Genomic DNA, 24,780 nt, shown 5'->3' with positions numbered 1-24,780 from the left:
CGTTATCTGTACCAATTACGATTAAAATCCAATTCCAATACTTGACCGAACTTGTTAGCGAAGTCAATAAAATAGGCACCTTTTGCAGTCAAAATTCCTTTATCGAAGACATAGGGAGCATCAACATATCCTTTCTCTGAAAAGACTCCTAAAAATTCTCGAGCCTGTTTGGAAATACCTGTCGTATAAAATCGATCAAGTAAAATACCTGCTTTCGCTAATAAAAATGGTGCACTCGAAATGGCACCAATAACGGCATCTTGTTCGTAAACTTTGCGAATAAACTCAAAGAGTGCTTCTTTTTCCATTAAATGCTGAAAGTCGTCTACACCTGGTAGAACAAGGCTTTGTAGTTGGTCAAGATGGACGTTATCAATGGTCGCTTCTGGTAAACATGTTAACCCAGCCTCACCCTTTATTGGAGCGTCATTCAATCCGATGAATATTTTAGGGTGATTGGCTTGTGTGAGAACAGAGAGGATGACAGATAGTTCATACTCGCTGAATCTTGGATAAAGTAAGATGCCAGTTGTCATCACTTCACCTCCTAGGAAAAGGTTCATCTTCTTTCATACCATTTCTACATTTTTCTTAAATCTCCTTTAAGATTCATAAAATTACAAAAATTTAATTTGATCATAATGTACCCGCAAATACTCTATATATGGTAAGAGGTATGAAATTGGAAAGAATCTCGAACTAATTTCCAACAAATAGAAAGAAGGGAAGTTGCCATGACAAAGTATGAACCTGCTGCCAAGTTTGAACATCGTTTTTGGCTTCAAGTATTAGGGGACCATGCTAGATTTATTCATGATTCGCTAGGACCAAATGAGAGGGAGCTTATTGAACAAGCAAATGAGTTCATTACAATTTTTGATCGGTTATTAAAAAGAGTAGATGAGGCAGATTTAATGAAATTAAGCGAAGAGGCTGAAGTAGAGGCAAAGAAGCTTCGCCAATTTAAACTAGATATAATTGAGAGACATTTGACAGCAAAAATAACGATCCATTTAGGTCCTGCTTTTATTAGCCACATGGTGAATGAGTTGGAAGAATACTTGTTGTTATTAGGTTATTTAAAAAAAGGAGAAGTACCGCCACTGTTTCATGAACTTCATCATCACTTAATTTGGCTGTTAGATGGCGCCGGTCATGCAGGTACGATTTCCGATAATATGGAAACCGTTGAAAAGAAAATAAAACAAAAAAGTGATGAATTTACGAAAAATTTTGAAGCATTTTATTTAAAAGCTGTTGAGTTGACGGGGTTTTTACGAACGAATTTGTCGACTTTTCCTGCCCTAGAGAAATTCAATCATGATGTCCAGTTAGAAATGAATGTATTCATGGGGTTTTTAAATGAAATTGAGGAATTAGAGCTAAGCAATGTGGCATTAGGTACATTTGCACCGTTAATGGCAGACCATATGATGCGTGAGGAATGTTATTACTTAACAAAACTCGCAGAAACAACTGATATGGATCAGCCAAATTGCGACCCAACTAAGCCAAGATTAGAAACGTAACTTTTCATAACCATCTTTAGGACTCGTAATAGCAATAAAAACAATGCGATTCAAAAAAACTGAATCGCATTGTTTTTATTTAACTTAGTTGTTTAATAAACTCCCTCATAAAGCCAGGCAAATCTGGCCAAGCATGTCCTGAAACAAGATTCCCTTCAACATGTAAATGTTCCGCAATGTATGTAGCACCTGTTGCTTCTACGTCAGGTTTACACGCTATATAAGCTGTAAGCTCGCGGTCCTTTAAATATTCCTTTACAGTAGTTAAAATTAGGCTCGCATGACAAATTGCTGCAATGGGTTTATTCGTTTCAAAAAAATGAGAAACGATCGCTGGGACATTTTCATTTAGACGGATGTATTCAGGAGCTCTTCCACCAGGAATAATCAATCCATCGTATTCCTCAGGCTTTACATCTTCAAACGTTAAATGGGATTCGATTAAGTATCCTTTACTTTCCGTGTAAGTATCCCACCCAATAAAATCATGCACGACTGTTTGTAGTTGCTTCTTTGATGGAGCGGCAATTTGTACATCATAACCTTCTTCAAGACAGCGGAAATACGGGTAGTAAATTTCTAATGCCTCAACCGCATCTCCCGCAAGAATCAGTACTTTTTTTGACATAATGCATTCCTCCTCTCCAAATATAAAGGGTTATACCCTTCGATTATATATTCGTACAAGACCAGCGTGATTCCTTGTTGTTCACAAAAAATTCATGTCATTTTTACATTTTTGTATGAGAGATGAACGAGCAAGTCATATTAGATAGGAAGAGATATGTAATTTTGGGAGGTTGCTATGCCGATTTTTAAAAATGAAGATTTCAATATGTATTATGATGAACTTGGTTCGGGAGTACCAATCGTTTTTATTCATCCACCTGGAATGGGTAGAAAGGTATTTCTTTTTCAATCATATTTGCAAGAACACTTTCGAGTCATTTTTCCTGATCTAAGTGGTCATGGGGACTCATCAGTGGGTACATATTTAGACAGCTCGATCAGCAGCTATGCCAATGAAATAAAGTTTCTTCTCGATCATTTGCAAATATCGAAAGCAGTGATTTGTGGGTACTCAGCAGGTGGAATTATTGCACAGGAATTTGCCTTAATTTTTCCAGAGCGTACCACTGCAACTATTTTAGTCAGTAGTTATCCGAAAGTACAATCGCTAATTTTAAAAGAGGAGCACTTGATTGGAATGTATTTAGTAAAAAAATTCCCTCGTTTTCTTGCTAAATGTATTGCTAGTAGCCACACCAATCGTCGGGATATTGCTAAGGTGTTATTTGATCATATGATGAAAGCAAATAAGGAATTATGGTTCCAGTATTATGAGAAGACATTGACTTACTCTTGTGTCGAACGACTTACACAGTTGAAAAGTCCATTATTATTAGTGTACGGTTCGAACGATTTCACTAATCAGCACATAAGGTCTTATCGTGACATTCCTCATCAGCTTAAAGTGATCGAAAAGGTCTCCCATCAAGTATTAACTAAAAAATGGGAGATTTTCAACCGATTGGTAACGGATTTTATTACAAAAACGGTTCAGTAAAGAGAATGTAAAGCCAGCCAGTTTATTGAAATATTTTCATAAAATCTGGCTGGGACTTATTTTTTCTTCTTATCAGGTTTAATGGCTAATAAGGTAAGTAAAACCGCCGTGATACCAACGATGGCTAGTATATAAAAAAGGCTTCCCTCGATATGTTTCAGTAAAATCGCCATAACTGGTGGCCCCGCTGCTACTCCAATGAAACGCATCGAATGGTAGATTGATGTAATCGTCCCTCGCTGGTCCTTTTGAATTCCTTCTGTAATAATAGCATCAAGACAAGGTAAGCTTGCTCCTATGCCAATTCCACTTAACAAGAACATGATAATCATAAACCAAAGTCCTTTGGAAAAGCTTAGGCTTGCAATGGATAACGACATTAATAAAAGTGCAGCAAATGTTATCCATTTCATCAATACTTTATTTTCCTTGATGATCTTTCCTGTAATGAGCGAGGTAAGGCATAAAGCACCCAAAGGTAAAGCAAGATATAGTCCTTTTTTTACATTCATAATATGATGATCTCTCTCGAGAATTTCAGACAGATAAAAAAGAACCCCAAAAAGGACAAACATTAAAATAATCCCGATCGCAAAAATAGCGATTAACCATCTGCCGTTATTTTTAAAGATTTTCTTGATTTGCTGAATAAATTCCTTAAATGGAATGGGTTCGTATTCGGTGTTTCCTCGCCTGACAAAGATCGCCATTAAAAAGATAGATAATAAACAGAAAATGGGAAACGACAAAAATGGAATGAACCAAACAAAGGTTGCTAAAAAAGCTCCCAAAATGGGACTAATGACCTTTCCAAGTGTATTCGATGTTTCAATGATCCCAAGGGTACTACTAACTTCTTTTTCGCTTTTAAACATATCTCCTACAAGGGGCATAACAATCGGTGCAGCACCAGCTGCTCCAATTCCTTGAAGTGCTCGACCAATGAGAATAATCCAGTAAGGATCAGTTATTTTCCAAGCAGCCCATCCGGAAATCATTCCACCAATACCCGCAATGATAAGGCTAGGAATGATCACTTTTTTTCGGCCAATATGGTCAGAAATAAACCCCGCAATCGGAATTAAAATAATCGCAACAATGGAATAGACAGTAATGATCATGCTTGATTGGAAAGAAGTAATGTTCAATTCTTCTTTCATTGCTGGAAGAACAGGAATAAGCATTGAATTACCTAATGTCATGACAAGAGGGATCGAGGCTAACGCTAAAACACTCCATTTACTCCCTTGAGATTGTTGTGTTTTTTTACTATCCGCTCTCTTTGATAAAGAATTTTCAATGAAATCCATCTTTTGCTCCGCCTTTTTTATTATTGTTTATGCATTTTAGCAAGTAGAAGACTTCATATCTGATTAAAAATCGATAACTCCCAACATTAATATTTACATAAATGATGAAAAACTAACTGAAAAATGATTGACTATTTATGGATAATTAGAATCTTTTGATAAAATCGGTTGACTTTGAGGCAATATGTGTATATGATAATTAACAATAAAGTAAAGCGTTGACGAAGAAGAGTAACTTAGAAGGATTCTTTAGAGAGCTGATGGTTGGTGCAAATCAGTGTTGATTTTTAAGTGAATGGGCTTCTGAGCTTCCAAACCGAACCAATTTTTTGTAGTAGGCTTTGGCGAATGAGTCTCATCGTTACAAGAGACAGGTATTAAATGGCAAAATGCACATTTGATACTATGAGCGAGCTAATATTTTAGCTAATGAAGGTGGCACCACGGGTTTCTCGTCCTTTTCCTAGGATGAGAGACCCTTTTTGTGTTGGCGAAAAATGAATAGTGAACATCGTCGAGTAAGAAGAGTACATGGAAGATTGGTTTTTACAGAGAGCCGGGGCAGGTGTGAGCCGGTAAAATCAATTCCATCGAATGGGCTTACAAGAGACAGCCTGAAACATCAGTAGGGCTGTACGGAATTCCACCGTTACAAGGATAGGATTTACAAAGAAATTTGCGAATCTGAAAAAGGGAGAGCATGGATGAATGCTCTAACGTGAGGTGGCACCGCGGTAACCAATTATCGTCCTCTATAAGCACAGCTATGCGCTTATAGGGGATTTTTTTATTTTATTCAAAAAGAAGGGGTGTTTTGAGTGATGAAATTGGACGAAGGAGTCGTGTTAACTGAGTCCATACAAGGGGATACGTTAACACCGATTTCCATTTATCAAAAGCTTGGAGGGAGCAAGAAGTTTCTTTTAGAAAGTTCATTAAAGCATGAGGATTCAGGAAGGTATTCATTTATCGGCGCAAATCCTGCATTTGAAATTAAAGGATTTCAACATGAGACGATAATTGTGAAAAATGGCGTAGAAGAAATGGTACAGGAAAAACCTCTTGAAGTTTTAAAACGCTATATGCCAAAGATAGGTGTAAATGAAGTAGAGGGTATTCCTTTCATTGGAGGAGCAATTGGTTTTGTAGGTTATGATGTCATTCGTCACTACGAAAAGATTGGGGAGGCACCACGTGATGATTTTGCAATACCAGATGTGCATTTTATGATGTACGAAGAAATCATCGCTTTTGATCATTTAGAACAAAAGGTTCATTTAGTTGGGCTCCCGCTATTAGAGACAACAACAGAAGCAGTGCTAATGAAACGCCTACAAACAAGGAAAAAGGAAATATCTGAACGAGATGAAGTAGGGGAGCAACCATTTACACTCACTTCATTTGAAGCGGCTATGACAAAAGAACAATTTATGGAGAAAGTGAGAAAAGCAAAGGAGTACATTGTTGAAGGAGATATTTTTCAAGTCGTATTATCCCAGCGGATGACGGCGAAAATGAGCGGAGATCCGTTCTCGTTTTATCGAAAGTTACGTGTACAAAATCCATCTCCTTACATGTACTATTTAGATTTTGAAGATTACATCATAGCAGGTGCATCACCTGAGAGTTTGATCAAAGCAACTAACAATAAGGTTATCACCAATCCAATTGCCGGAACAAGACCAAGAGGAAGAACTGCTGAAGAAGACGAAAGACTTGCCGAAGAGTTAAAGCATGATGAAAAGGAGCTTGCCGAACACCAAATGCTTGTAGATTTAGGCCGCAATGATATCGGCAGAGTAAGTAAGTTTGGAACGATCAAACTTGAAAAATATATGGAGATTGAAAAATACAAGCATGTCATGCATTTAGTTTCTGAAGTGAGCGGGATTTTAACTGAAAAGTACAGTCCACTGGATGCTTTAATAGCTTGCTTACCAGCAGGTACTGTATCTGGTGCTCCGAAAATCAGAGCGATGGAAATTATCAATGAGCTTGAGGAAGTGAAAAGAGGTGTTTACTCAGGGGCGATTGGATATCTTTCAGCAAACGGCAATATGGATTTTGCCTTAGCGATTCGTACGATGGTAATGAAAGGTGAAGACGTCTATATTCAAGCAGGTGCTGGAATTGTGTACGATTCTGTTCCAGAAAAAGAGTATCAAGAGACCTTACACAAACTTAGGGCTTATCTGGAGGATGAGAAATGATTTTATTAATTGATAATTATGATTCGTTTACCTTTAACTTGTATCAATATTTTGGTGAACTAGGAGAGAAAATCATCGTTCGCCGCAATGATATGGTGACAATTGATGAAATAAAATCACTGAATCCAGATGCTATCTGCTTATCTCCTGGTCCTGGAAGACCTGAAAATGCAGGAATCTGTGTGGAGTTGATTCAGACCTTTTACCAACAAATCCCGATTCTCGGAATTTGCTTAGGTCATCAGGCGATTGGGTATGCCTTCAGAGCGAGCGTAGTAAAAGCGAAAAGCATCATGCATGGAAAAAGGTCATCTTTGACCCATGCTGGAACAGAGATATTTAATGATCTGCCAGTTCCAATTGATGTTATGCGCTACCACTCCTTAGTGATTAAGGAAGAAACATTGAGTAATGAATTTCATATTCTTGGGAAGTCGTTAGATGATCAAGAAATTATGGCGATTAAACATAAGGACTACCCATTATTTGGTCTTCAATTTCACCCTGAATCAGTCGGAACGGAGACTGGAAAACAAATGATTGAAAAATTTCTTGAGAGTATCAGAAGGGGGAAGGAAAATGAGAAATTATCTACAACGGTTGGTTGAGAGAGATTCTTTAACAAAGGTAGAAATACAGGAGGTAATGACACACTTTTTTTCAGATGAAACAACAGATAGCGAGATTGCTGCCTTTATGGTCGGCTTAAAAACAAAGGGGGAAACCGTTGATGAAATAGTAGGTATTGTAGAAGCCCTTAGGGAAAAGGCCTTACCTTTTCAGTCGGAAATGCCAAATATCATCGATAATTGTGGAACAGGAGGAGATGGTTCGAAAAGCTTCAATATTAGTACAGCTTCGGCATTTGTTATGGCAGGAGCAGGATTAAAGGTGGCGAAGCACGGAAATCGAAGTATTACGAGTAAAACAGGAAGTGCTGATGTATTGGAATATTTAGGTGTGAATTTGGACTTAGAACCAAAAGTATCACTGGACGTTTTGCGAGAAGTAGGAATCACTTTCCTTTTTGCTCCATACGTTCACCCCAATATAAAACGAATTATGAAAGTTCGTAAAGAGCTACGAATCCCGACTGTCTTTAATTTAATTGGTCCATTAACGAATCCAATTGAATTGGATTACCAGCTCCTTGGCATATATCGAAGGGATTTAATTGAAATGTTTGCCGAAGTGTTAAAAACATTAGGAAGAAAACGAGCGGTCGTACTAAATGGAGCGGGATTTATGGATGAAGCATCGCTAGCAGGTGAAAATCATTTAGCGATCTTGGAAAATGGAAATATTCACTATCGAATTCTACATCCTGAGGAACTTGGCTTTTCTGTTTATAGCAATGAGGAGATTAAAGGTGGAGACTCAAAAGAAAATAGTGAAATTCTCTTAAATGTTTTAAAAGGAGAAAAAGGGCCAAAGCGTGATACGGTTCTCCTTAACGCTGGAATAGGGATCTTTACGAGTGGAGTTGCTTCTTCGATCGAATCAGGGGTCAAACTTGCAGCTGAAAGTATTGACTCAGGTGCAGCCATAGAAAAGTTAGAAAACCTGATTGAAAAAAGTCGAGCAAGTAAAGCAAAGGTGATATAAATGGAAACGATTTTAGATAAGATTATTGCTAAGAAGAAAAAAGAAGTAGCCGTGTTAAAGGAAAGGATCCAGTCTGAACGTAAGGTCCCTTTCCAAAGAAAATCATTTGTTGAACGTCTTGCCGATACGAAAGAGCTGGCCATTATTGCGGAATTCAAAAGAGCCTCACCTTCTAAAGGAGATATTAATCCACATTTAGACCCTGGCACACAAGCTCTAACTTATGTTGGGGCTGGTGCTGATGCGGTATCAGTCCTTACAGACGAAACCTTCTTTAAAGGATCCATGAATGATTTAGAACGGGTAAGAGCGGCGATTTCTAAACCGATTTTATGTAAGGACTTTATCATTGACACCATTCAAATCGATGCAGCGAAAAAAGCAGGGGCTAATGTCATCCTTCTCATTGCAGCAGCGTTAGATGACGAGCAGCTTCACGCTCTTTATCAATATGCAAAAGAGCAGCAATTAGATGTTCTAATGGAGATTCACAATGAAAAGGAGGCAGAAAGAGTTCTCAAAACAGATAACCGTTTAATCGGTGTCAATAACCGTAATTTAAAAACATTTGAGGTCAATCTAGAGATGACAGAGAAACTTGCACCACTGATTCTAAACGAGGGCAGGTATTTAATTAGTGAAAGTGGAATCCGTACGATTGATGATGTAAAAAGAGTCATTGCTGCCGGTGCGAAAGGGATTCTCGTCGGAGAAACATTCATGAAACATAAAAATCCAGCTCTCATTTTAAAAGAAATGAAGCTTCCATTAAGGGAGGGATTGTACCGATGAAGGTTAAAATTTGTGGAATTAAAGATGTGGAAACGGCTCGTTATGCAATTGAAAGAGGTGCAGATGCTGTTGGATTTGTGTTTGCGAAAAGTAAAAGGAAAGTCACTTCTGAAGAAGCGAGAATGTTGGTTGACAGTCTGCCTGTCCATGTTCTTAAAGTAGGAGTGTTTGTCAATGAAGCATTAGAAGTGGTCCAAGAGATCATCGCTCAAACAGGTATTAATGTGGTGCAACTACATGGGGATGAATCTCCTCAATACTGCCGGCAATTAGCTGTTCCTGTCATTAAAGCTTTTAGCATCGAATCAAGAGAGGATTTACAAAAAATTCACGAATTTGATTGTGACTATGCTTTACTTGATAGTCCGAAGGGGAAATATCGTGGTGGAAATGGGATTAAATTTGATTGGAGCTTGTTATCCCAATTCGATAGAAGAGGAAAAAAAATTATTTTAGCTGGAGGATTGGATCCTAATAATGTGGACGATGCCATTAAAGAAGTACTGCCTTATATGGTCGATGTAAGCAGTGGGGTGGAAACGGATGGAAAAAAAGACTTCGCTAAAATAGAAACTTTTTTAAGTAAAGCTAAAAATCGGGAGGAAGTAAAATGAACACTTACGCATTACCGAATGAAAAAGGTCATTTTGGCAAATATGGAGGGCGGTTTATTCCGGAAACGCTTATGCAAGCGGTGAAAGAACTAGAAGTAGCATACAAGGAAGCGATCGGTGATGAGGGCTTTCACGAACAATTAAATACATTGCTAACAGACTATGTCGGAAGGCAAACACCTCTTTATTATGCGGAGAATTTAACAGAACACGCCGGTGGGGCGAAAATCTACTTGAAACGTGAAGATTTAAATCATACAGGTGCTCACAAAATCAATAATACGATCGGGCAGGCTCTTCTTGCGGTTAGAATGGGGAAAAAGAAAATTGTGGCAGAAACAGGTGCTGGGCAACATGGAGTGGCAACCGCTACAGTTTGTGCACTTTTAAATTTAGAATGTGTCATCTTTATGGGAGAAGAGGATATTAAGCGTCAGCAATTAAATGTTTTTCGAATGGAACTATTAGGTGCAAAGGTTGAAGCGGTCACTTCAGGGAGTAGAACTTTAAAGGATGCTTGTAATGAAGCTCTTCGTTATTGGGTTTCAAATGTGCATGATACTCATTATATTTTAGGGTCTGTGATGGGACCTCATCCATTTCCAATGATGGTACGTGATTTTCAAAGTGTGATCGGAAAGGAAACGAAAAAACAATTTGCAGAGAAGGAAGGGAGATTGCCAGATGCGTTAGTAGCGTGTATTGGCGGCGGGAGCAATTCAATGGGACTGTTTTATCCGTTTATCGAAGACGATGAGGTGAACATGTACGGGGTTGAAGCAGCTGGTCTTGGAATTGATACAGATAAGCATGCGGCCTCATTAACGAAAGGAAAACCAGGTGTACTACATGGGGCTCTTATGTATCTTTTACAAGATGAAGCAGGTCAAATTCAAGAGGCTCATTCCATATCGGCAGGGCTAGACTATCCTGGAGTTGGACCAGAGCATAGCTATTTGAAGGATATTGGCAGAGTAGAGTATCAATCGATTGCAGATGAAGAAGCATTAGAAGCATTACAGCTTCTTTGTAAATTAGAAGGGATTATTCCTGCGCTAGAAAGTGCCCATGCAGTCGCCTATGCGATTAAGCTTGCGAAGACGATGAGACAAGAAGAGGGAATTGTCGTTTGTTTATCCGGCCGTGGTGATAAGGATGTCCAAGCGGTGAAAGCAAGATTGGAGGGAGTACAAGGATGAATCGATTAAATAAAACATTCGAACGCATTAGTGAGAATAAGGAGAAGGCTTTTGTTCCTTATATCATGGCAGGTGACGGGGGACTTGATTCCTTAATGGAACGGATTGTTTATCTTGAGTCCTGTGGGGCAACTGCTGTGGAGATAGGCATTCCATTTTCTGACCCTGTGGCGGATGGACCAACGATTCAGGCTGCTGGTTTGCGAGCTCTTGAAAATGGAACCACTTTAAAGGCTGTACTTCAAACGATTTTAAATGTAAGACCGATTGTGTCAATCCCCATTATTGTGATGACTTACATGAATCCGATCTATGCTTATGGAATCTCCTCTTTTATAGAGGATGCTAGTAAAGCAGGTGTGGACGGCTGCATTATTCCTGATTTGCCAATAGAAGAAGAGGATTTATTAATATCACACTTCGATGTTGCTGATATAGAACTGATCCGTTTAGTAACCTTAACAAGTTCCAATGAAAGAATTAATGAAATTGCAAGTAGAAGTAGAGGCTTCCTCTATGCGGTAACAGTAACCGGAATAACGGGTGCTAGAGCAAACTTTCATCAAGATGTTGAAAACTATTTGAAAAATATTCAGGAAATTAGCTCTATTCCTGTGTTGGCAGGTTTTGGGATTTCTACACCTGAACAAGTGAAGAAATTCAGCCAATATTGTGATGGAGTTGTAGTCGGAAGTAGAATTGTTGATTTATTTCACCACAATCAACGAAAGGAGATTGAAGACCTGATAAAGTCGATAAAAACGATTAAAGTGTAAGCGAGTGGATTCCACTCGTTTTTTATCATTTTTAAATGGATTTTTAATGAAAAGATTGATATATTCAGGAAGAGGAAAATATTGGACAGATGTAGGATGTGATTTTTTTAATGGCGTTAGTTGAAAAAAGATGGTTTAAAGTAATGATTGCGATCATTCTCTTTTTACTTATTGTGTTATTACTGAACATTAACAAATTTCTGCTCGTACCAGTAGTAGTCCTGTTACAGACGATCTTTCTCCCGTTTGTATTGGCAGGGATTTTGTATTATTTATGCCGTCCATTGGTGACCTTTCTAGTGAAACAGAAATGTCCAAAGTGGTTGGCAGTAATTGCAGCATATGTTGCGATCATTTTATTTGTATATGGAGTTGTTAAATTAGTTGCTCCAGCTATAAATGATCAGCTAGAAAGATTTGTTGCGAATTTACCAGCGATGATCTCAACCGTTATGGAATGGATTACTTATGTTCAGGAAAACCGTACTACGTTTCCAAGTTTTATTCAGGATGCAATGCTAACAGCTAGCCAAGATATTGAATCAAAGCTCCAAGAGAATGTCGGCAATATCGCGAATGGGATTTTGGGTGTTTTCGGAGTTATTGGTGGATTCATTAATATCATTTTTGGTCTAGTTCTTGTACCATTTATTCTTTTTTATATGTTGAAGGATGGACATCGTTTTGCACCTAGTGTTTCCGTCTTCTTCCCAAGATCAAAAAAAGAGAATGTGTTGTCAATCCTTAAAGATATGGACAAAACGATTGCAACCTATATTCAAGGTCAAATGATTGTTAGTTTAATTGTCGGTATTTTGTTACTGATAGGCTATTTGATAATTGATTTAAATTATTCGCTGGTGTTAGCTGTTTTTGGTATGTTCACCAATGTGATTCCTTTTTTAGGTCCATATATTGCTGTCATTCCAGCGTTATTGGTTGCCGTCTTTCAGGATCCGATGCTGGTTTTATATGTGGCGATTATCATGTTAGTTGCCCAACAAATTGAGGGGAATATTGTTTCGCCTAATATTATGGGGAAAACACTGAATATCCACCCTTTAACGATTATTGTCCTCATTTTAACGGCAGGAAGTTTAGTCGGTATTGTCGGTGTGATTTTCGTCATTCCGCTTTATTCTATTGTGAAGGTGATTGTCGTTAATGTTGTGAAAATCTATCGAACGGCATAAGAAAAAGCATGTTATTTCATGGTCGAAATAACATGCTTTTTTTATGCTTGATACTTTTTCATCGTTTGGATGAGCATTCGCAAATCCTCAATTAAAATCTGTCCAGGTGCTGAAGGTTTATCTCCAACTGAAAAAACAAGGTCTGAACCAAATATCCATCCAGCCATCCGACTAATCGCACCGATATCACCCATTGCCATTGTGGCTATTGATATAGGGAGATTATTTTTTGCTTCTTCAGTTACTTGAAGTAATCGAATGACATCAGCATGACAATTCGGCATGACTGCGATTTTTCCGATATCTCCATGGTATGAAGCGGCTTTATGTAAGATTTGTAGGAGTTCTTCATTTGAAGGCGTCGAGTTAAAATTATGATACGATAAAATAAGGAGCTTTCCATGTTTGTTAGAAACTTTGCGAATATGAGAAATCTTTTCTATCGGGTTGCGTAATTCATAGTCTATAAGATCAATCGATGTTTTTTCACAAATTGCAACGAGTAGTGTATTAATTTCATTTTCAGATAATGATATAGGATTTCCGCCCTCTACCTCTGACCGTATTGTAAAAAGAAGGGGAATGTCTCTTAGGCTTTCCTTTAGTTTGTTAGCCAGTACAATCACTTCATCAACATCATGTAACTCCTCAAAAAAATCAGCTCTCCATTCGATTAAATCTGGTTTTTGCCTTTTCACTCGTTCGATTTCTACTAATAATTCATTCTTCGTTCTTCCAACGATCGGTGCACATATGTAAGGATGGTTTATCGATTGTAATTTTTTTTGCATTTACCTATTCTCCTTCATGTCCGGATGAACCTATACTTGAAAAAAGCATACCATTTACAGATGATTTTATCTAGAATTAGCAAACAAAAAGCGCCTGAAGAGGCGCTTAGTGCAAACTGGTGTGTGGCGAAGAGTCTATTTTAGTTTAGTAACCCATATAGCTAGCTCCGATGATAACTAGCAAAATAAATAAAACAACAATTAGCGCGAATCTTGAGTTGTTTCCTCCTTGTTCATAGCTCATTAAGATCACCTCCAGTTCACAACTAACAGCTTGGTGATTGCTGTCGCTAATATCATATGAAAAACGTTAACAGAGGGTTGGACAAGTAGACGACTCCAATCGCCTAAATTAGTAAAAATGTGAAATTCTTGTTGTTTTGCATACTAATAAATTCTTAAACTATGGTTCAACTGAAAAAATAATCCGAAATAACTAGAATATTTAGCATTCTTTGAGTCCTCGGTCACTATCCCTAGAATTCATTCCTATGATAAGTTTGAAACACATCAAGAATATTCAGAATTTATATACTTTTTGACTAAAAGGAGGACTATATGAAGAAGTTAAAAGTACTATCGATCTTATTATTAGTTCTGCTCTTGTTTAGTACTTCTGTTTCAGGGGCAACCCTTCCTCAACAGAAGGAAACGACACAAAGGACCGTAACAGCCACTAAGTCGATCTCCAAGTCAGAGTTCGAAAAACAATACGCTCCATCTGATACGGTACGTGTTATCGTTGAAATGAAATCAGAGCCTGTTGTTGAGTATGCACAAAAGAGAGGCAAACGTTATAAAGAGCTCCCGGAAGCAACGAAGAAAAGCTTAAAAGCAGCAAAGCTTCAAGAGCAGGGAAAAGTAAAAGAGAAAGTTAAAAAGAAGAAGATTAATTTTCGTGAGAAAGAATCATTTACGACTGTTTTAAACGGATTTAGTGCTGAAGTGAAATATGGAGATATTCAAGAAATTGAAAAGCTTCCGGAAGTAGCGGAAGTTCAAATCACTTTGGAATATGAACGTCCAGAAGAATCTCCAGATATGGTGTACAGTAAAGAACTTGTTCAAGCCCAAGAAGCATGGAGAGATTATGGTTTCAAAGGTGAAGGAATGATTGTCGGAGTAATTGATACAGGAATCGATCCTGCCCATCGTGACATGGTTCTATCTTCGAAAAAGGATGCAGCATTGAAAAAGAATGATGTTAATAAGTACATAAGAGAGAACGGGCTAAATGGTCAATACTTTTCCGATAAAGTCCCTTACGGATACAATTATATGGATGAAAATAATATCATTCGTGATATTGCTCCTGGCGCATCTATGCATGGAATGCATGTTGCTGGTACGGTTGGGGCAAATGGAAATGAGGAAAATGGAGGCGTTAAGGGAGTAGCACCTGAAGCACAGTTATTAGCCCTTAAGGTTTTTGGAAATGATCCTAATATTACAACAACTTACGGGGATATTTATGTCAAGGCCATTGATGATGCGATTATTTTAGGCGCAGATGTATTAAATATGAGCCTAGGTTCAACCGCAGGCTTTGTTTCAGCAGAAACGATGGAACAGAAAGCAATCACTAGAGCGGTTGAAAATGGAGTACTTATGTCGATTTCTGCAGGGAACTCTGCTCACCTCGGTAACGGTTGGGCCAATCCATTAGCTTCAAATCCGGATATTGGCGTATCTGGTTCTCCTGGTCTTGCCTATGATTCTCTACAGGTTGCATCAGTAGAAAATACGTTCATGGATTTGGATGCGGTCAATTATTTGTTAGATGGTGAAGAGGAAAAAGCACCATTCCTTTCAGCTGGGAATACACATCCAAATGATATACAAACAAAAACATTCGATATCGTTTATGGTGGTTTAGGGTATCCTGAGGAACTTGCGGAAGTAGCAGGAAAATATGCGCTCATCCAAAGAGGAGAGCTTGCTTTTACAGAAAAAGCATTAAATGCTCAAAATGCAGGCGCAGCCGGGGTGATCATTTATAATAATGCTGATGGATATGTTAATATGGCCACAGAAGCAGCCATAACGATCCCGCAGTTATTTATGCTGAAATCAGATGGAGACAAACTAGCTTCGGCTCTTTTAGCTGGACAAGCGATTTCCATTACCTTTAATGGGGAAAAGACGACTGCACCAAATCCTGAAGGTGGAAAAATGAGTGCTTTTACGTCTTGGGGCTTAACACCGAACTTAGATTTTAAACCGGAAATTACGGCACCAGGGGGTCAAATATACTCTACCCTAGAAAATAATCAGTATGGCATGAAGAGTGGAACATCGATGGCAGCTCCACATGTTTCTGGTGGTGCGGCGCTTGTACTTGAAAGAGTAGATAATGAATTTGGTGTGACTGGTTTTGAAAGAGTGAATATTGCTAAGAATCTGCTTATGAATACTTCTAGTCCAATTAAAGATCAGGGCTTTGTCAATGGTGTATTTGGTTGGGATAATCCCTATTCACCAAGAAGACAAGGTGCAGGGATCATGCAACTTCATTCTGCTTTGAAAACGCCAGTTATCGTTACAGAAAACCGTACCAATGAAGGAAAAGTAGCTTTAAAAGAAATCCACGATCAATTTGAATTTACATTAACAGCACAAAACTACAGTGACGAAGCTGTTAACTATAATGTTTCAGCAAATCTTCAAACAGATTTTGCAGGTTGGGGAGAACTGGGTTATGATCTAGACGTCTTAGAAGCAGCTCCACTCTATGATGCTAGTATTCTCATAAATGGGGAGTCCGCAACCGAGATTACGGTTCCTGCCAATGAGTCTGTAACATTTACAGTAACGGCAGAATTGGCGAATGCAACAGTAATTGAACCATCGACTGGAGATTTAATCCCAGCCAAAGATGTTTTCGTTAACGGATATTTTGTTGAAGGATTTGTTACGATGACCGATCCTGCAGATGTTAATCCCACTATAACTGTTCCTTACGTTGGTTTTAACGGAGATTGGGACCAAGCACCAATTATTGATGGTATGGTCTATGATGACGAGTCCTTTTATGGTATGGGCGGAGCGGTCTATGATGCAGGAGAAGATAGTTACAACTATTTAGGTTATGACCCGATCACCGCAACAATTTCAAAAGAAAATGTCGCTTTTTCTCCTAATGGTGATGATATTCAAGATGAAATCATTCCGATTCTTTCTTTCCTCCGGAATGCTAAAAATGTAGAGTTAGCGATTCTTGATGAGGATGGAAATGAAATTAGAAAATTGCGTACAGATAATGAAATACGGAAGAATTATTATGATGGCGGATTAAGCCCTCATTATACATTGAATCCATTATGGGAGTGGGATGGAAAGATCCAAAATGCAACGGCAGAAGATGGACAATACTATTTTGAAATTCGCACGGTCATTGATTTCCCTGATGCAGACTGGCAAACTGTTTCAATCCCAGTTAAAGTAGACACTGTAGCTCCTAGTATTGAAGCTGAATTAACGGAGTCAACGCTAGCTTTAAATGTTGCAGATAACGAAAAGGGTTCTGGAATTGCCTATATTGATATTTTAGTAGACGAAAGTTCTATTCTTGAAACACCGCTTCCAGGTGATACAACTGAATACACGCTACCTGAAGACGCTTCATTTGATGAAGTGACAGTAGTTGCGTATGATTATGCTGGGAACATAGCGGAGGAGAAAGTGGAAGCTGGCAGCAGCGATAAAACGATGCCTTTTGTCTATTTAGTAAATCCTGAAGCATTAGAAGTTTACAATTCTGGAGAACTACAGGTAAATGGATATGTGGTTGAAAATGAATCAGGTTTAAAGGAATTGATGATTGCTGGTGAAAAAATTCCATTCCAGTATAATGAAGCAACAGCAAGATATGAATTTGCTTCAACCATTGATGTAGAAGATAATTTTCATCGTCTAGAAGTGAGGGCCATTGATCATGCTGGCAATGAGTTCTCCATTAAGCGTGATGTTTTTGTGGATAGCACAGCGCCAGTATTGGCAGTAAAAGGACTCCCTAAAGACCAATACATTAAGCATAATGCTAAAAATCCAGTTATTGATATTCAAGTAACAGATAACTTTGATGAAATTCGATTTTATTACAATGGAAGTGAAGAGTTTTTCCAAGAGTTAAAAGCTCCTTATGTGATGAGAAGCTTCAACAAAGTCTTTTCCGACTATACATTGGATTTGCAAGATGGTTGGAACTCCTTCACCTTTGAAGTTGAAGATCTTGCAGGAAATAAAACGATTGAAACAATTGAGCTTTATAAGTTAAAAAAGGGTGAAAAAGCACCAAAGAAAGAAAAACCTGGTAAAGGTAAAAAGTAAAAAAATGTGAAAGCAGATTGAATGAGTCTACTGACTCCATTCAATCTGCTTTTTTGTATATTGATTGTGCAAAGAAGGGATTTGATCCATAATAAAGAAAAGAACAATTCCTATTGATATAGTAGGAATAACAAGTGAGGGTTAGGGAATGCAATTTCAAGAGGCAACAACATTAGAAGAAAAACTAAACGTAATGAAAATAATGTCGGAACGATTTTTCGCAAGAGCGGCAAAAGTAGATGTGGAAGCATCTTTTCCTTTTGAAAATATCGAAGAGCTGAAAGCTTCAGGATACACACAATTAACACTTCCAAAAGAATTTGGTGGAGAAGAGATTACCCTATATGAACTCGTTCGTTTACAGGAACAAATAGCCATTGGTGATGGAGCAACGGCTTTATCGATCGGCTGGCATATGGGGATATTGAAAAATTTAGCTGAAAAACGAATCTGGAGTGAAGAGGTTTATAAAAGAATAGTGGAAGATGTTAAAAAAGGAGCTTTGCTTAATGGTGCAGCCAGTGAACCTCAAACAGGCAGTCCAACAAGAGGTGGAAAGCCAACAACGACAGCGACTAAGACGGGAAAGGGCTGGGTTCTTAACGGTCGCAAAACGTTTACAACGATGTCACCAGTACTGGACTATTTTATTGTCAGTGCGAGTGTAATCGATTCTGATGTAGTCGGAAATTTCCTTGTTCGCCGTTCTTTACCAGGTGTTGAAATTGAAGAGACTTGGGACAGTATTGCGATGCGAGGTACAGGAAGTCATGACCTTGTATTAAAGGATGTAGTGGTTGAAAGTGAGGATTTTGTCGAGCGTTTCGTTCCAGGAAAGAAATCGGCTAATGGCTGGATGTTACATATCCCTGCCTGTTATTTAGGAATAGCTCAAGCAGCTCAAAAATACGCAATTGCCTTTGCAAAGAGTTACTCACCGAACAGCATATCAGGAACGATTAGCGATATCCCAACTGTTCAGCAGCGGATCGGAGAAATGGAGTTAACCATATTGGAGGCAAAACATTTTCTCTATTCGGTTGCGAAGCAATGGGACTCTTCAACCGAAGAGGAGCGGCTGAGATTAAACGCTGAACTTGGAGCGGTCAAACATTCCGTAACAAATAAAGCGTTCCATGTGGTCGATCTAGCTATGCGTGTTGTGGGGGCGAGAAGCCTTTCGCAACAAAATCCTCTTCAACGTTATTATCGAGATGTGAGAGCAGGGCTTCATAATCCGCCAATGGATGATATGACGATACAAATATTAGCCAAAAAAGCAATAGCATCAAATTGAACGATAAAAACCGCCAACCGAAGGCGGTTTTTTGTTGTCTAGCAGGAATTCGTATTCGAGGAGTATCGCTATGAAAAAATAACAGGAAAAATTCCTGCTAATGAGAACGCATCTAGAAAAAGAGCTGATATAACAGGAAAAATTCCTGCTATTCCCTCAAAAAACGTCAAAATAAACGATTTTGCTCTCCATAAGCGGAAAATCTTCCGTTATTTCTCCTAAAAGAGACTCCGTTGAGGAGATAACAGGAAAAATTCCGCTTAAGGGTGAGAGATGTTTGAATTTGAATGAGACAAACCGAAGCTGCCTACACGTTGTAGGAGCTTTTTTTCTTTGCCAAACGATCTAGAAAATTTTGTAACATTTATGTAACTTTACCAACTTGATTGAAGTCAAAGAAAGTGAACATCTTTTTTACATATGTCAATACTCGTTTCTGATTGATATAAAAAAGTTAGCACTTACTTTTTAAGGAGGTATTTATTATGAAAAGGAAATGGTTATTTTATACGGGAGTGGCTATTATACTCCTTCCTGTAACGATTTATTTCTTTATCACCCAAGGTAACGACTCTCAGCAGGCCGAAGCACCTCCGTCTAATGTCAATAACATAGACACACCATCTGTCATTTCATCAAAAGAAAAGTTGAATCAGTATTTCAAAGAATTGATTCGAGAAGAAAAAGGAACTCGTCTCTTTATGACAGAAGAATCCCAATCAATCGCAGAAGATAGTAGTGGAGCATTTGAGGAGAGTAGTGAGAGCTATGATGTTTCTGAAACAAATATTCAAGTACAAGGGGTTGACGAAGCAGATCTTGTCAAAAGCAATGGCAGTCATATTTTTCAAGTAGTGGATGGGAAAGTGAATATTGTGGATGCAAACGATGGCGATGATATGAAGCTACTCCATTCTCTTTCCTTTCCAAGTACTTTTAATCCGACAGAACTGTTTCTCCATGACAATAAACTGCTAATCGTGGGATATAGTCATGAAGAATGGAAAGAGCCGAAGATATCAGAAGGGGCGGATAAAATGATGATCGCGCCTATCAATGAGATGACGAAGGCGCTTGTATACGATATCAAGAACCCTAATAAACCTATCGAAGAAAGAACGATTTCTCTAGAAGGACATATTGTTTCGATGCGGAAAATTGATAGCAAAGTGTATGTTGTGACCAATCAATTTCCTCAATATTGGCTATTGCGAGAAAATGAAGATCTTGATTTAAGACCACGCTATAAAGATAGTAGTGTAAGTGCTGAAAGTCTCATCGTGGACTACGATGAAATTCAAATTTTTCCAGAATCGAAGGAAGGGAATTACACTACTATCGCGGCTTTTGATTTAGCTAAACCGCAAGAAGAGGCACATATTACGACCTATTTAGGTGGTGGAAATCAATTATATATGTCGAAGGGGAATTTGTATCTTGCCCTACAAAATTGGGCTGTTAGACCATTAATCGATGGAACAGTCGATTCAGTCCGTACGACTGTTTATAAATATGCCATAAATGATTTGGACGTAACATTCCATAGTTCCTCTGAAATTGAAGGCTCCATTCTAAACCAATTTTCAATGGATGAACATAATGGTTATTTTCGAGTTGTCACAACAAAAGGGAATACGTGGAATGATGAGAACCCCTCTTCCAACCATCTATTCATTTTTGATGAACATTTAAAAAAGGTTAGTTCAATAGATGATTTAGCAAGAGGTGAAAGAATTTATTCAGCGCGTTTTATGGGTGAAAAAATCTATATGGTCACATTTAAAGAAACAGATCCTTTATTTGTCATTGATGCATCCGATCCAGAAGCACCAGAGGTTTTAGGTGAATTGAAAATCCCTGGATTCAGCAACTATCTGCATCCGTTTGATGAAAATCATTTAATCGGTTTTGGTTACGATACGAAGGTGGTCCCATCTAAAGAGTCCAGTGAGCCGTTAATTTTAACGGAAGGGGTAAAGCTATCATTATTTGATGTTTCGGATATGAAAAATCCAAAAGAAAAATTCACAAAAGTGATTGGTGGAAGAGGAACTTACTCACCATTAAATTACGATCATAAAGCGTTGTTATTTGATCAGGGAAAAAACCTCTTTGCTTTCCCTCTTACTATTTATGAAGAAGTAGAAGGGAAGGAGTTCGAGCAGAATTTCATCTTTCAAGGGGCTCAAGTTTACAATATAGATCTCAATCAAGGATTCCAATTAAAGTCTGAGATAAGTCATATGGAAGGGAATCAACCATATGAAGAATGGGAAAATGAAATTAGGAGGCTTCTCTATATAGACGATACCCTGTACGTCCTTTCTAATTCAAAAATTACTTCACATTCATTAACGAATTATAAGTTAAAAGGCGAACTATTACTGAATTAGGTCTAATAAAAAAGCTCAAATCACAAGTTTGAGCTTTTTTCCCTTTATTGAAACTTTTTTTTAGTATATTTGTCTAAAAACATGAGCTCATAAAGCATTTGTGAAGGGGTTTATAGGATGGAGTTTATTAGTAGGTTCGTTTTATATATTGATAATCATTTTTATTTGAGTCATTTTAGCAAAGGGATTATTATTTGGTCATTGACGGCTCTTGCTATTTATGGGATCCTTACTTTTTTTTATAAGAAATGGAATGATACAAGACTCGCTACCTATATTGGGTTTGCGGTACGCCTTGTCCTATTAATTGGTTTATCAATTGAAATGCTACATCAAGCAAATATCACTGAAATTACTGCCGTTTACAATGATCGGCAGCCATCATTACGGCAATTCTTACATTTTTTATTCTTTGGTTACATCATCGTTATTGGTTTTTACTATATTGTTACCTTGAAGCAAAAGAAGATGAAAGGACTGTTTTATACCTTTGACATTGCTGTTCTCACACTTCCATCTTTACAATTAATCACTAGCATCATCATGTTTATCGTAGATGGAGATGTTAATCTCTCAGACTTTATAGGATTTTTTAATATTCTTTTGATTGTCGTTGGAAGTCTATATTTATTTTTTTAAATTATTGGGAGGTTCGTTGGTTTACAATTATCCCCTTTTATTTCATTGTAGTTAGTGTTAGTTTAATCGGAATTCTTGTGGGTGTTAAAATCATGGAGTTGTCCAATTTAATTGTCTTCTTGGGCTTGTTAATGACCTATCACCTCATTAAAAAGAGTGAGTTCAAGTGGTTAGAAAATCTGAAACGTCCGTTTTCACTATGTGTCGCAATCCTATTTCTTTTTTTGTGCAACCCCATATACAATTTGGGGGATGTAGCACTTGCTAGTACAGATGCGGAAGTAAGACTTCGATATTTTGATTCCACCAATTTAGTCCAATTAGAGGAAGCGAAAGAACTGGCAAAGAATATGACAGGAGACGAACAGTTTTCATTTCAACAGCCTGAAACAGAAGATTTCCATAATCGCTATTATCTCAAGTCAAAAAATTATGCCGTTGAGATTCATGGAATTTCTGGCGCAGTATTTCAGCTTCATCGTAAGACGGAGCCAGTCGGAGAAAAACATTCCCAAGAAGAATATGTGAAGATGTCTAAGCAATTATTAGAAAGGATGGGAAGAACGTTACTTGATGATGAGCAAATTGTGAGTACGGTTGTTGAAAAAAATAATCAAGTCCTTGTTGAATTGGCACCAAAGCTTACAGATGGCACTGTTCTAGGAGCTAGTAGTGAAGCAAGAGGCTTTAAATTTGTAAATACAAACTTTACGTGGGAAAAGGATTCGCTTATCCATTTTGAAGAACGATTGAATTTATATCCAATTGAAAGCATGAGGAATGTACAAGTAACATCAGATGATATTGAAACGATCTTGTCGGATTGGTATGAACTACTTGGTCAAGAGCTTCCAGCGTATGCCATTGATGGTTTACAATATGGTTATAGCAATCGAGAGATCGAAATCTCCATTTCTACCTCAACAGACGACTTTCTTTTTTTAGATGGTCACACAGGCGAGGTCCTCTATTTTAGCGGAGAATTGGCAAACTCTAAAGAAATCAACTTTGATGAACTTGTTAGGAAGGTATTTAGGAGCAAAAACATCAATCCACTAAACTGGGAAAGAAAGAGGATATATAGTTCTTGGGAGTGGAGAGAAAAAGAACCGAAAGATATGGAACTTTCCTATGTTCACGATTTTGGATATACAGAGGGCGAAGCGTATTTTTCGTATGAGAAAAGTATCGATATTTATAGAAAAATAGGTCACAATGTGAAAGTAGAATCTAGTAGAGAAGCCTATGAGACTGTCGCCAAAGAACTTAACTATACACCGTATGCGTCAAGGGCTAAACTAACTGAAGTCATAGATGAAAATGACAAAATACGATTAGCGTGGTTAATCGTCATTCAACCGTATAAACAATCAGAGCATCGTCTCTATTTAGTAGATATAGAAACGAAAGAGTGGGTCTCTCTTTATGAATAAAAAAGAAGAGTGTGCAATATTTCAAGATTTGTATGAATTGTATGTGGATGAGGAAGTAGAGGAAGAAACGAAAAGTTGGATGAGGGAGCATGAGAAGAAGTGCCCTTATTGTCACAATGGCTGGAATAAGAGGGATGACGTACTGGTAGATGATGAAGAGAGTGATAAAATATGGGGAATTCGACTGATGACGATGTTGATGTATAGCCTGTTTAGTTTTCTTTCAATATGGATGTCCATTTGGTACTGGTGGTAAATGAGCGGCTGGAAAACGTTAGAGGAGCTTTACGCCCTTTACTATGAAGAAATTTATCGATATTTACTCCAACGTACGAGAAAAAAGGAATTAGCTCAAGATCTAACCCAAGACACATTTTTGAAAGCATTTAATGGATTAGCCACATTTAAAGGAAAATCGAGTATAAAAACATGGCTTTATACGATTAGTCATCATACCTTTATCAATTGGTATCGTCGTGAAACAAAATTTAGTCAACATTCCCTTGAAGAAACATACTCATTAGAGCAGAAAACATACAAAAACCCTGAAGATGCCATTGCCCAAAAAGCAAGACAAGAACAAGTTATGAGTGCCATCCACTTATTAAAAGAAGATTATCAAGCAGTTTTAATATTACGAGAATATCAAGATCTTTCCTACGATGAAATCGCTGAAATTCTGGGCTGGAAACTTTCCAGGGTAAAGACGAATTTGCATCGAGCAAAGCTTGAACTGAGAAACCATTTAAGCATTCAAGAGGATGATAGAAATGAAGTGTAACTTAGTTAGAGATCTGTTGCCGCTTTATGTCGAAGGAGATTGCTCACCGGTCACGAATAAGTTAGTTAAGAACCATTTACAAAGCTGTAAAGAGTGCCGGGAATTATATGATTTAATGAAGACACCAATTGAAATCGATCCAGCAGTACCAGATGATGAATCGGAAGTAGTAGTTGACAATCAAAGAAAGCTGTGGAAGAAATACTATGGTCGTCTTATTATGAAAGGGAGCTTATTATTTGTTGGTGTTTATGCGCTCGTGCTCACACTTATTGAATTACTTAAATAGTCATGAAGCTTGAGTTTAGTAGTTTGGAACTCA

General features: G+C 37.9%; 23 protein-coding genes and 2 other annotated features. Of the genes, 18 read left to right on the top strand and 5 right to left on the bottom strand.

The window, feature by feature from the left end; translation table 11 throughout:
- Positions 1-2 precede the first annotated feature (2 nt).
- Positions 3-536 carry a DJ-1/PfpI family protein gene (locus BMSHG_RS17670; RefSeq protein WP_019155794.1) on the bottom strand — a complete coding sequence of 178 codons (534 nt, stop codon included), beginning with the start codon at positions 534-536 and terminating at the stop codon, positions 3-5.
- A 198-nt stretch (positions 537-734) separates the two neighbouring features.
- On the opposite strand from BMSHG_RS17670, the gene BMSHG_RS17665 reads away from it, so the two are divergent.
- Positions 735-1,529, top strand: coding sequence for a DUF2935 domain-containing protein (locus BMSHG_RS17665; RefSeq protein ID WP_019155793.1), 795 nt, complete (start codon positions 735-737; stop codon positions 1,527-1,529).
- Between the two features lie 79 nt (positions 1,530-1,608).
- Here BMSHG_RS17665 and BMSHG_RS17660 read toward each other — a convergent pair whose 3' ends face one another.
- Positions 1,609-2,157: a DJ-1/PfpI family protein gene (locus tag BMSHG_RS17660; protein WP_019155792.1), complete on the bottom strand. Its 549-nt coding sequence runs from the start codon at positions 2,155-2,157 to the stop codon at positions 1,609-1,611.
- A 177-nt stretch (positions 2,158-2,334) separates the two neighbouring features.
- Here BMSHG_RS17660 and BMSHG_RS17655 point away from each other — a divergent pair, with 177 nt between their 5' ends.
- Positions 2,335-3,096: an alpha/beta fold hydrolase gene (locus BMSHG_RS17655; RefSeq protein ID WP_019155791.1), complete on the top strand. Its 762-nt coding sequence runs from the start codon at positions 2,335-2,337 to the stop codon at positions 3,094-3,096.
- A 56-nt stretch (positions 3,097-3,152) separates the two neighbouring features.
- Here the strand turns inward: BMSHG_RS17655 and BMSHG_RS17650 are convergent, their stop codons facing one another.
- Complete coding sequence (locus BMSHG_RS17650; RefSeq protein ID WP_019155790.1) at positions 3,153-4,406, bottom strand: MFS transporter; 1,254 nt, start codon at positions 4,404-4,406, stop codon at positions 3,153-3,155.
- A gap of 209 nt (positions 4,407-4,615) precedes the next feature.
- Positions 4,616-4,869: a binding site (T-box leader), on the top strand.
- 42 nt (positions 4,870-4,911) lie between these two features.
- Positions 4,912-5,162: a binding site (T-box leader), on the top strand.
- A gap of 65 nt (positions 5,163-5,227) precedes the next feature.
- On the opposite strand from BMSHG_RS17650, the gene trpE reads away from it, so the two are divergent.
- The 8 genes from trpE to BMSHG_RS17610 all read left to right on the top strand — a co-directional run bounded on the left by trpE (position 5,228) and on the right by BMSHG_RS17610 (position 12,795).
- A complete protein-coding gene (gene trpE / locus BMSHG_RS17645; RefSeq protein ID WP_019155789.1) occupies positions 5,228-6,616 on the top strand; it encodes an anthranilate synthase component I in 1,389 nt (462 codons plus the stop codon).
- Positions 6,613-7,224 carry an anthranilate synthase component II gene (locus tag BMSHG_RS17640; RefSeq protein WP_019155788.1) on the top strand — a complete coding sequence of 204 codons (612 nt, stop codon included), beginning with the start codon at positions 6,613-6,615 and terminating at the stop codon, positions 7,222-7,224. The genes trpE and BMSHG_RS17640 overlap by 4 nt, the downstream gene beginning before the upstream one ends.
- Positions 7,196-8,221, top strand: coding sequence for an anthranilate phosphoribosyltransferase (gene trpD, locus BMSHG_RS17635; protein ID WP_019155787.1), 1,026 nt, complete (start codon positions 7,196-7,198; stop codon positions 8,219-8,221). The genes BMSHG_RS17640 and trpD overlap by 29 nt, the downstream gene beginning before the upstream one ends.
- Positions 8,222-9,013 carry an indole-3-glycerol phosphate synthase TrpC gene (gene trpC, locus BMSHG_RS17630; RefSeq protein WP_019155786.1) on the top strand — a complete coding sequence of 264 codons (792 nt, stop codon included), beginning with the start codon at positions 8,222-8,224 and terminating at the stop codon, positions 9,011-9,013.
- Complete coding sequence (locus BMSHG_RS17625) at positions 9,010-9,627, top strand: phosphoribosylanthranilate isomerase (RefSeq protein WP_019155785.1); 618 nt, start codon at positions 9,010-9,012, stop codon at positions 9,625-9,627. The genes trpC and BMSHG_RS17625 overlap by 4 nt, the downstream gene beginning before the upstream one ends.
- Positions 9,624-10,826 (top strand): tryptophan synthase subunit beta, encoded by a 1,203-nt coding sequence (gene trpB, locus BMSHG_RS17620; RefSeq protein WP_019155784.1) that lies wholly within the window; start codon positions 9,624-9,626, stop codon positions 10,824-10,826. Before BMSHG_RS17625 ends, trpB begins: the two co-directional genes overlap by 4 nt.
- Positions 10,823-11,602: a tryptophan synthase subunit alpha gene (gene trpA, locus BMSHG_RS17615; RefSeq protein ID WP_019155783.1), complete on the top strand. Its 780-nt coding sequence runs from the start codon at positions 10,823-10,825 to the stop codon at positions 11,600-11,602. The genes trpB and trpA overlap by 4 nt, the downstream gene beginning before the upstream one ends.
- Positions 11,603-11,712: 110 nt before the next feature.
- On the top strand, positions 11,713-12,795 hold the full coding sequence (locus BMSHG_RS17610) for an AI-2E family transporter (protein WP_019155782.1): 1,083 nt from the start codon (positions 11,713-11,715) through the stop codon (positions 12,793-12,795).
- Positions 12,796-12,836: 41 nt separating this feature from the next.
- Here the strand turns inward: BMSHG_RS17610 and aroD are convergent, their stop codons facing one another.
- Together aroD and BMSHG_RS27730 are read right to left on the bottom strand one after the other, a co-directional pair.
- Positions 12,837-13,586 (bottom strand): type I 3-dehydroquinate dehydratase, encoded by a 750-nt coding sequence (aroD, locus tag BMSHG_RS17605; RefSeq protein ID WP_019155781.1) that lies wholly within the window; start codon positions 13,584-13,586, stop codon positions 12,837-12,839.
- A gap of 145 nt (positions 13,587-13,731) precedes the next feature.
- Complete coding sequence (locus tag BMSHG_RS27730; RefSeq protein ID WP_019155780.1) at positions 13,732-13,830, bottom strand: YjcZ family sporulation protein; 99 nt, start codon at positions 13,828-13,830, stop codon at positions 13,732-13,734.
- Positions 13,831-14,144: 314 nt separating this feature from the next.
- On the opposite strand from BMSHG_RS27730, the gene BMSHG_RS17595 reads away from it, so the two are divergent.
- From BMSHG_RS17595 to BMSHG_RS17560, 8 genes are all read left to right on the top strand, one after another.
- On the top strand, positions 14,145-17,915 hold the full coding sequence (locus BMSHG_RS17595; RefSeq protein ID WP_019155779.1) for a S8 family serine peptidase: 3,771 nt from the start codon (positions 14,145-14,147) through the stop codon (positions 17,913-17,915).
- 148 nt (positions 17,916-18,063) lie between these two features.
- Positions 18,064-19,212, top strand: a complete 1,149-nt coding sequence (locus BMSHG_RS17590) for an acyl-CoA dehydrogenase family protein (protein WP_019155778.1) — start codon at positions 18,064-18,066, stop codon at positions 19,210-19,212.
- 485 nt (positions 19,213-19,697) lie between these two features.
- On the top strand, positions 19,698-21,605 hold the full coding sequence (locus BMSHG_RS17585) for a beta-propeller domain-containing protein (protein WP_019155777.1): 1,908 nt from the start codon (positions 19,698-19,700) through the stop codon (positions 21,603-21,605).
- Between the two features lie 117 nt (positions 21,606-21,722).
- On the top strand, positions 21,723-22,244 hold the full coding sequence (locus tag BMSHG_RS17580) for a hypothetical protein (RefSeq protein ID WP_026073511.1): 522 nt from the start codon (positions 21,723-21,725) through the stop codon (positions 22,242-22,244).
- 92 nt (positions 22,245-22,336) lie between these two features.
- Positions 22,337-23,677 (top strand): hypothetical protein, encoded by a 1,341-nt coding sequence (locus tag BMSHG_RS17575; RefSeq protein WP_026073510.1) that lies wholly within the window; start codon positions 22,337-22,339, stop codon positions 23,675-23,677.
- Positions 23,670-23,933 (top strand): zf-HC2 domain-containing protein, encoded by a 264-nt coding sequence (locus BMSHG_RS17570; protein WP_019155776.1) that lies wholly within the window; start codon positions 23,670-23,672, stop codon positions 23,931-23,933. The genes BMSHG_RS17575 and BMSHG_RS17570 overlap by 8 nt, the downstream gene beginning before the upstream one ends.
- Complete coding sequence (locus tag BMSHG_RS17565; RefSeq protein WP_019155775.1) at positions 23,934-24,458, top strand: RNA polymerase sigma factor; 525 nt, start codon at positions 23,934-23,936, stop codon at positions 24,456-24,458.
- Entirely contained in the window at positions 24,448-24,747 is a 300-nt protein-coding gene (locus BMSHG_RS17560; protein ID WP_019155774.1) for an anti-sigma factor family protein, read from the top strand. The genes BMSHG_RS17565 and BMSHG_RS17560 overlap by 11 nt, the downstream gene beginning before the upstream one ends.
- Positions 24,748-24,780 lie beyond the last annotated feature (33 nt).

It is taken from the genome of Robertmurraya massiliosenegalensis JC6, assembly GCF_000311725.1.
Taxonomy (GTDB): Bacteria; Bacillota; Bacilli; order Bacillales; family Cytobacillaceae; genus Robertmurraya; species Robertmurraya massiliosenegalensis.
Note: the sequence above shows the minus strand (reverse complement) of the source record. Positions and strands in the feature narration are given on the sequence as shown.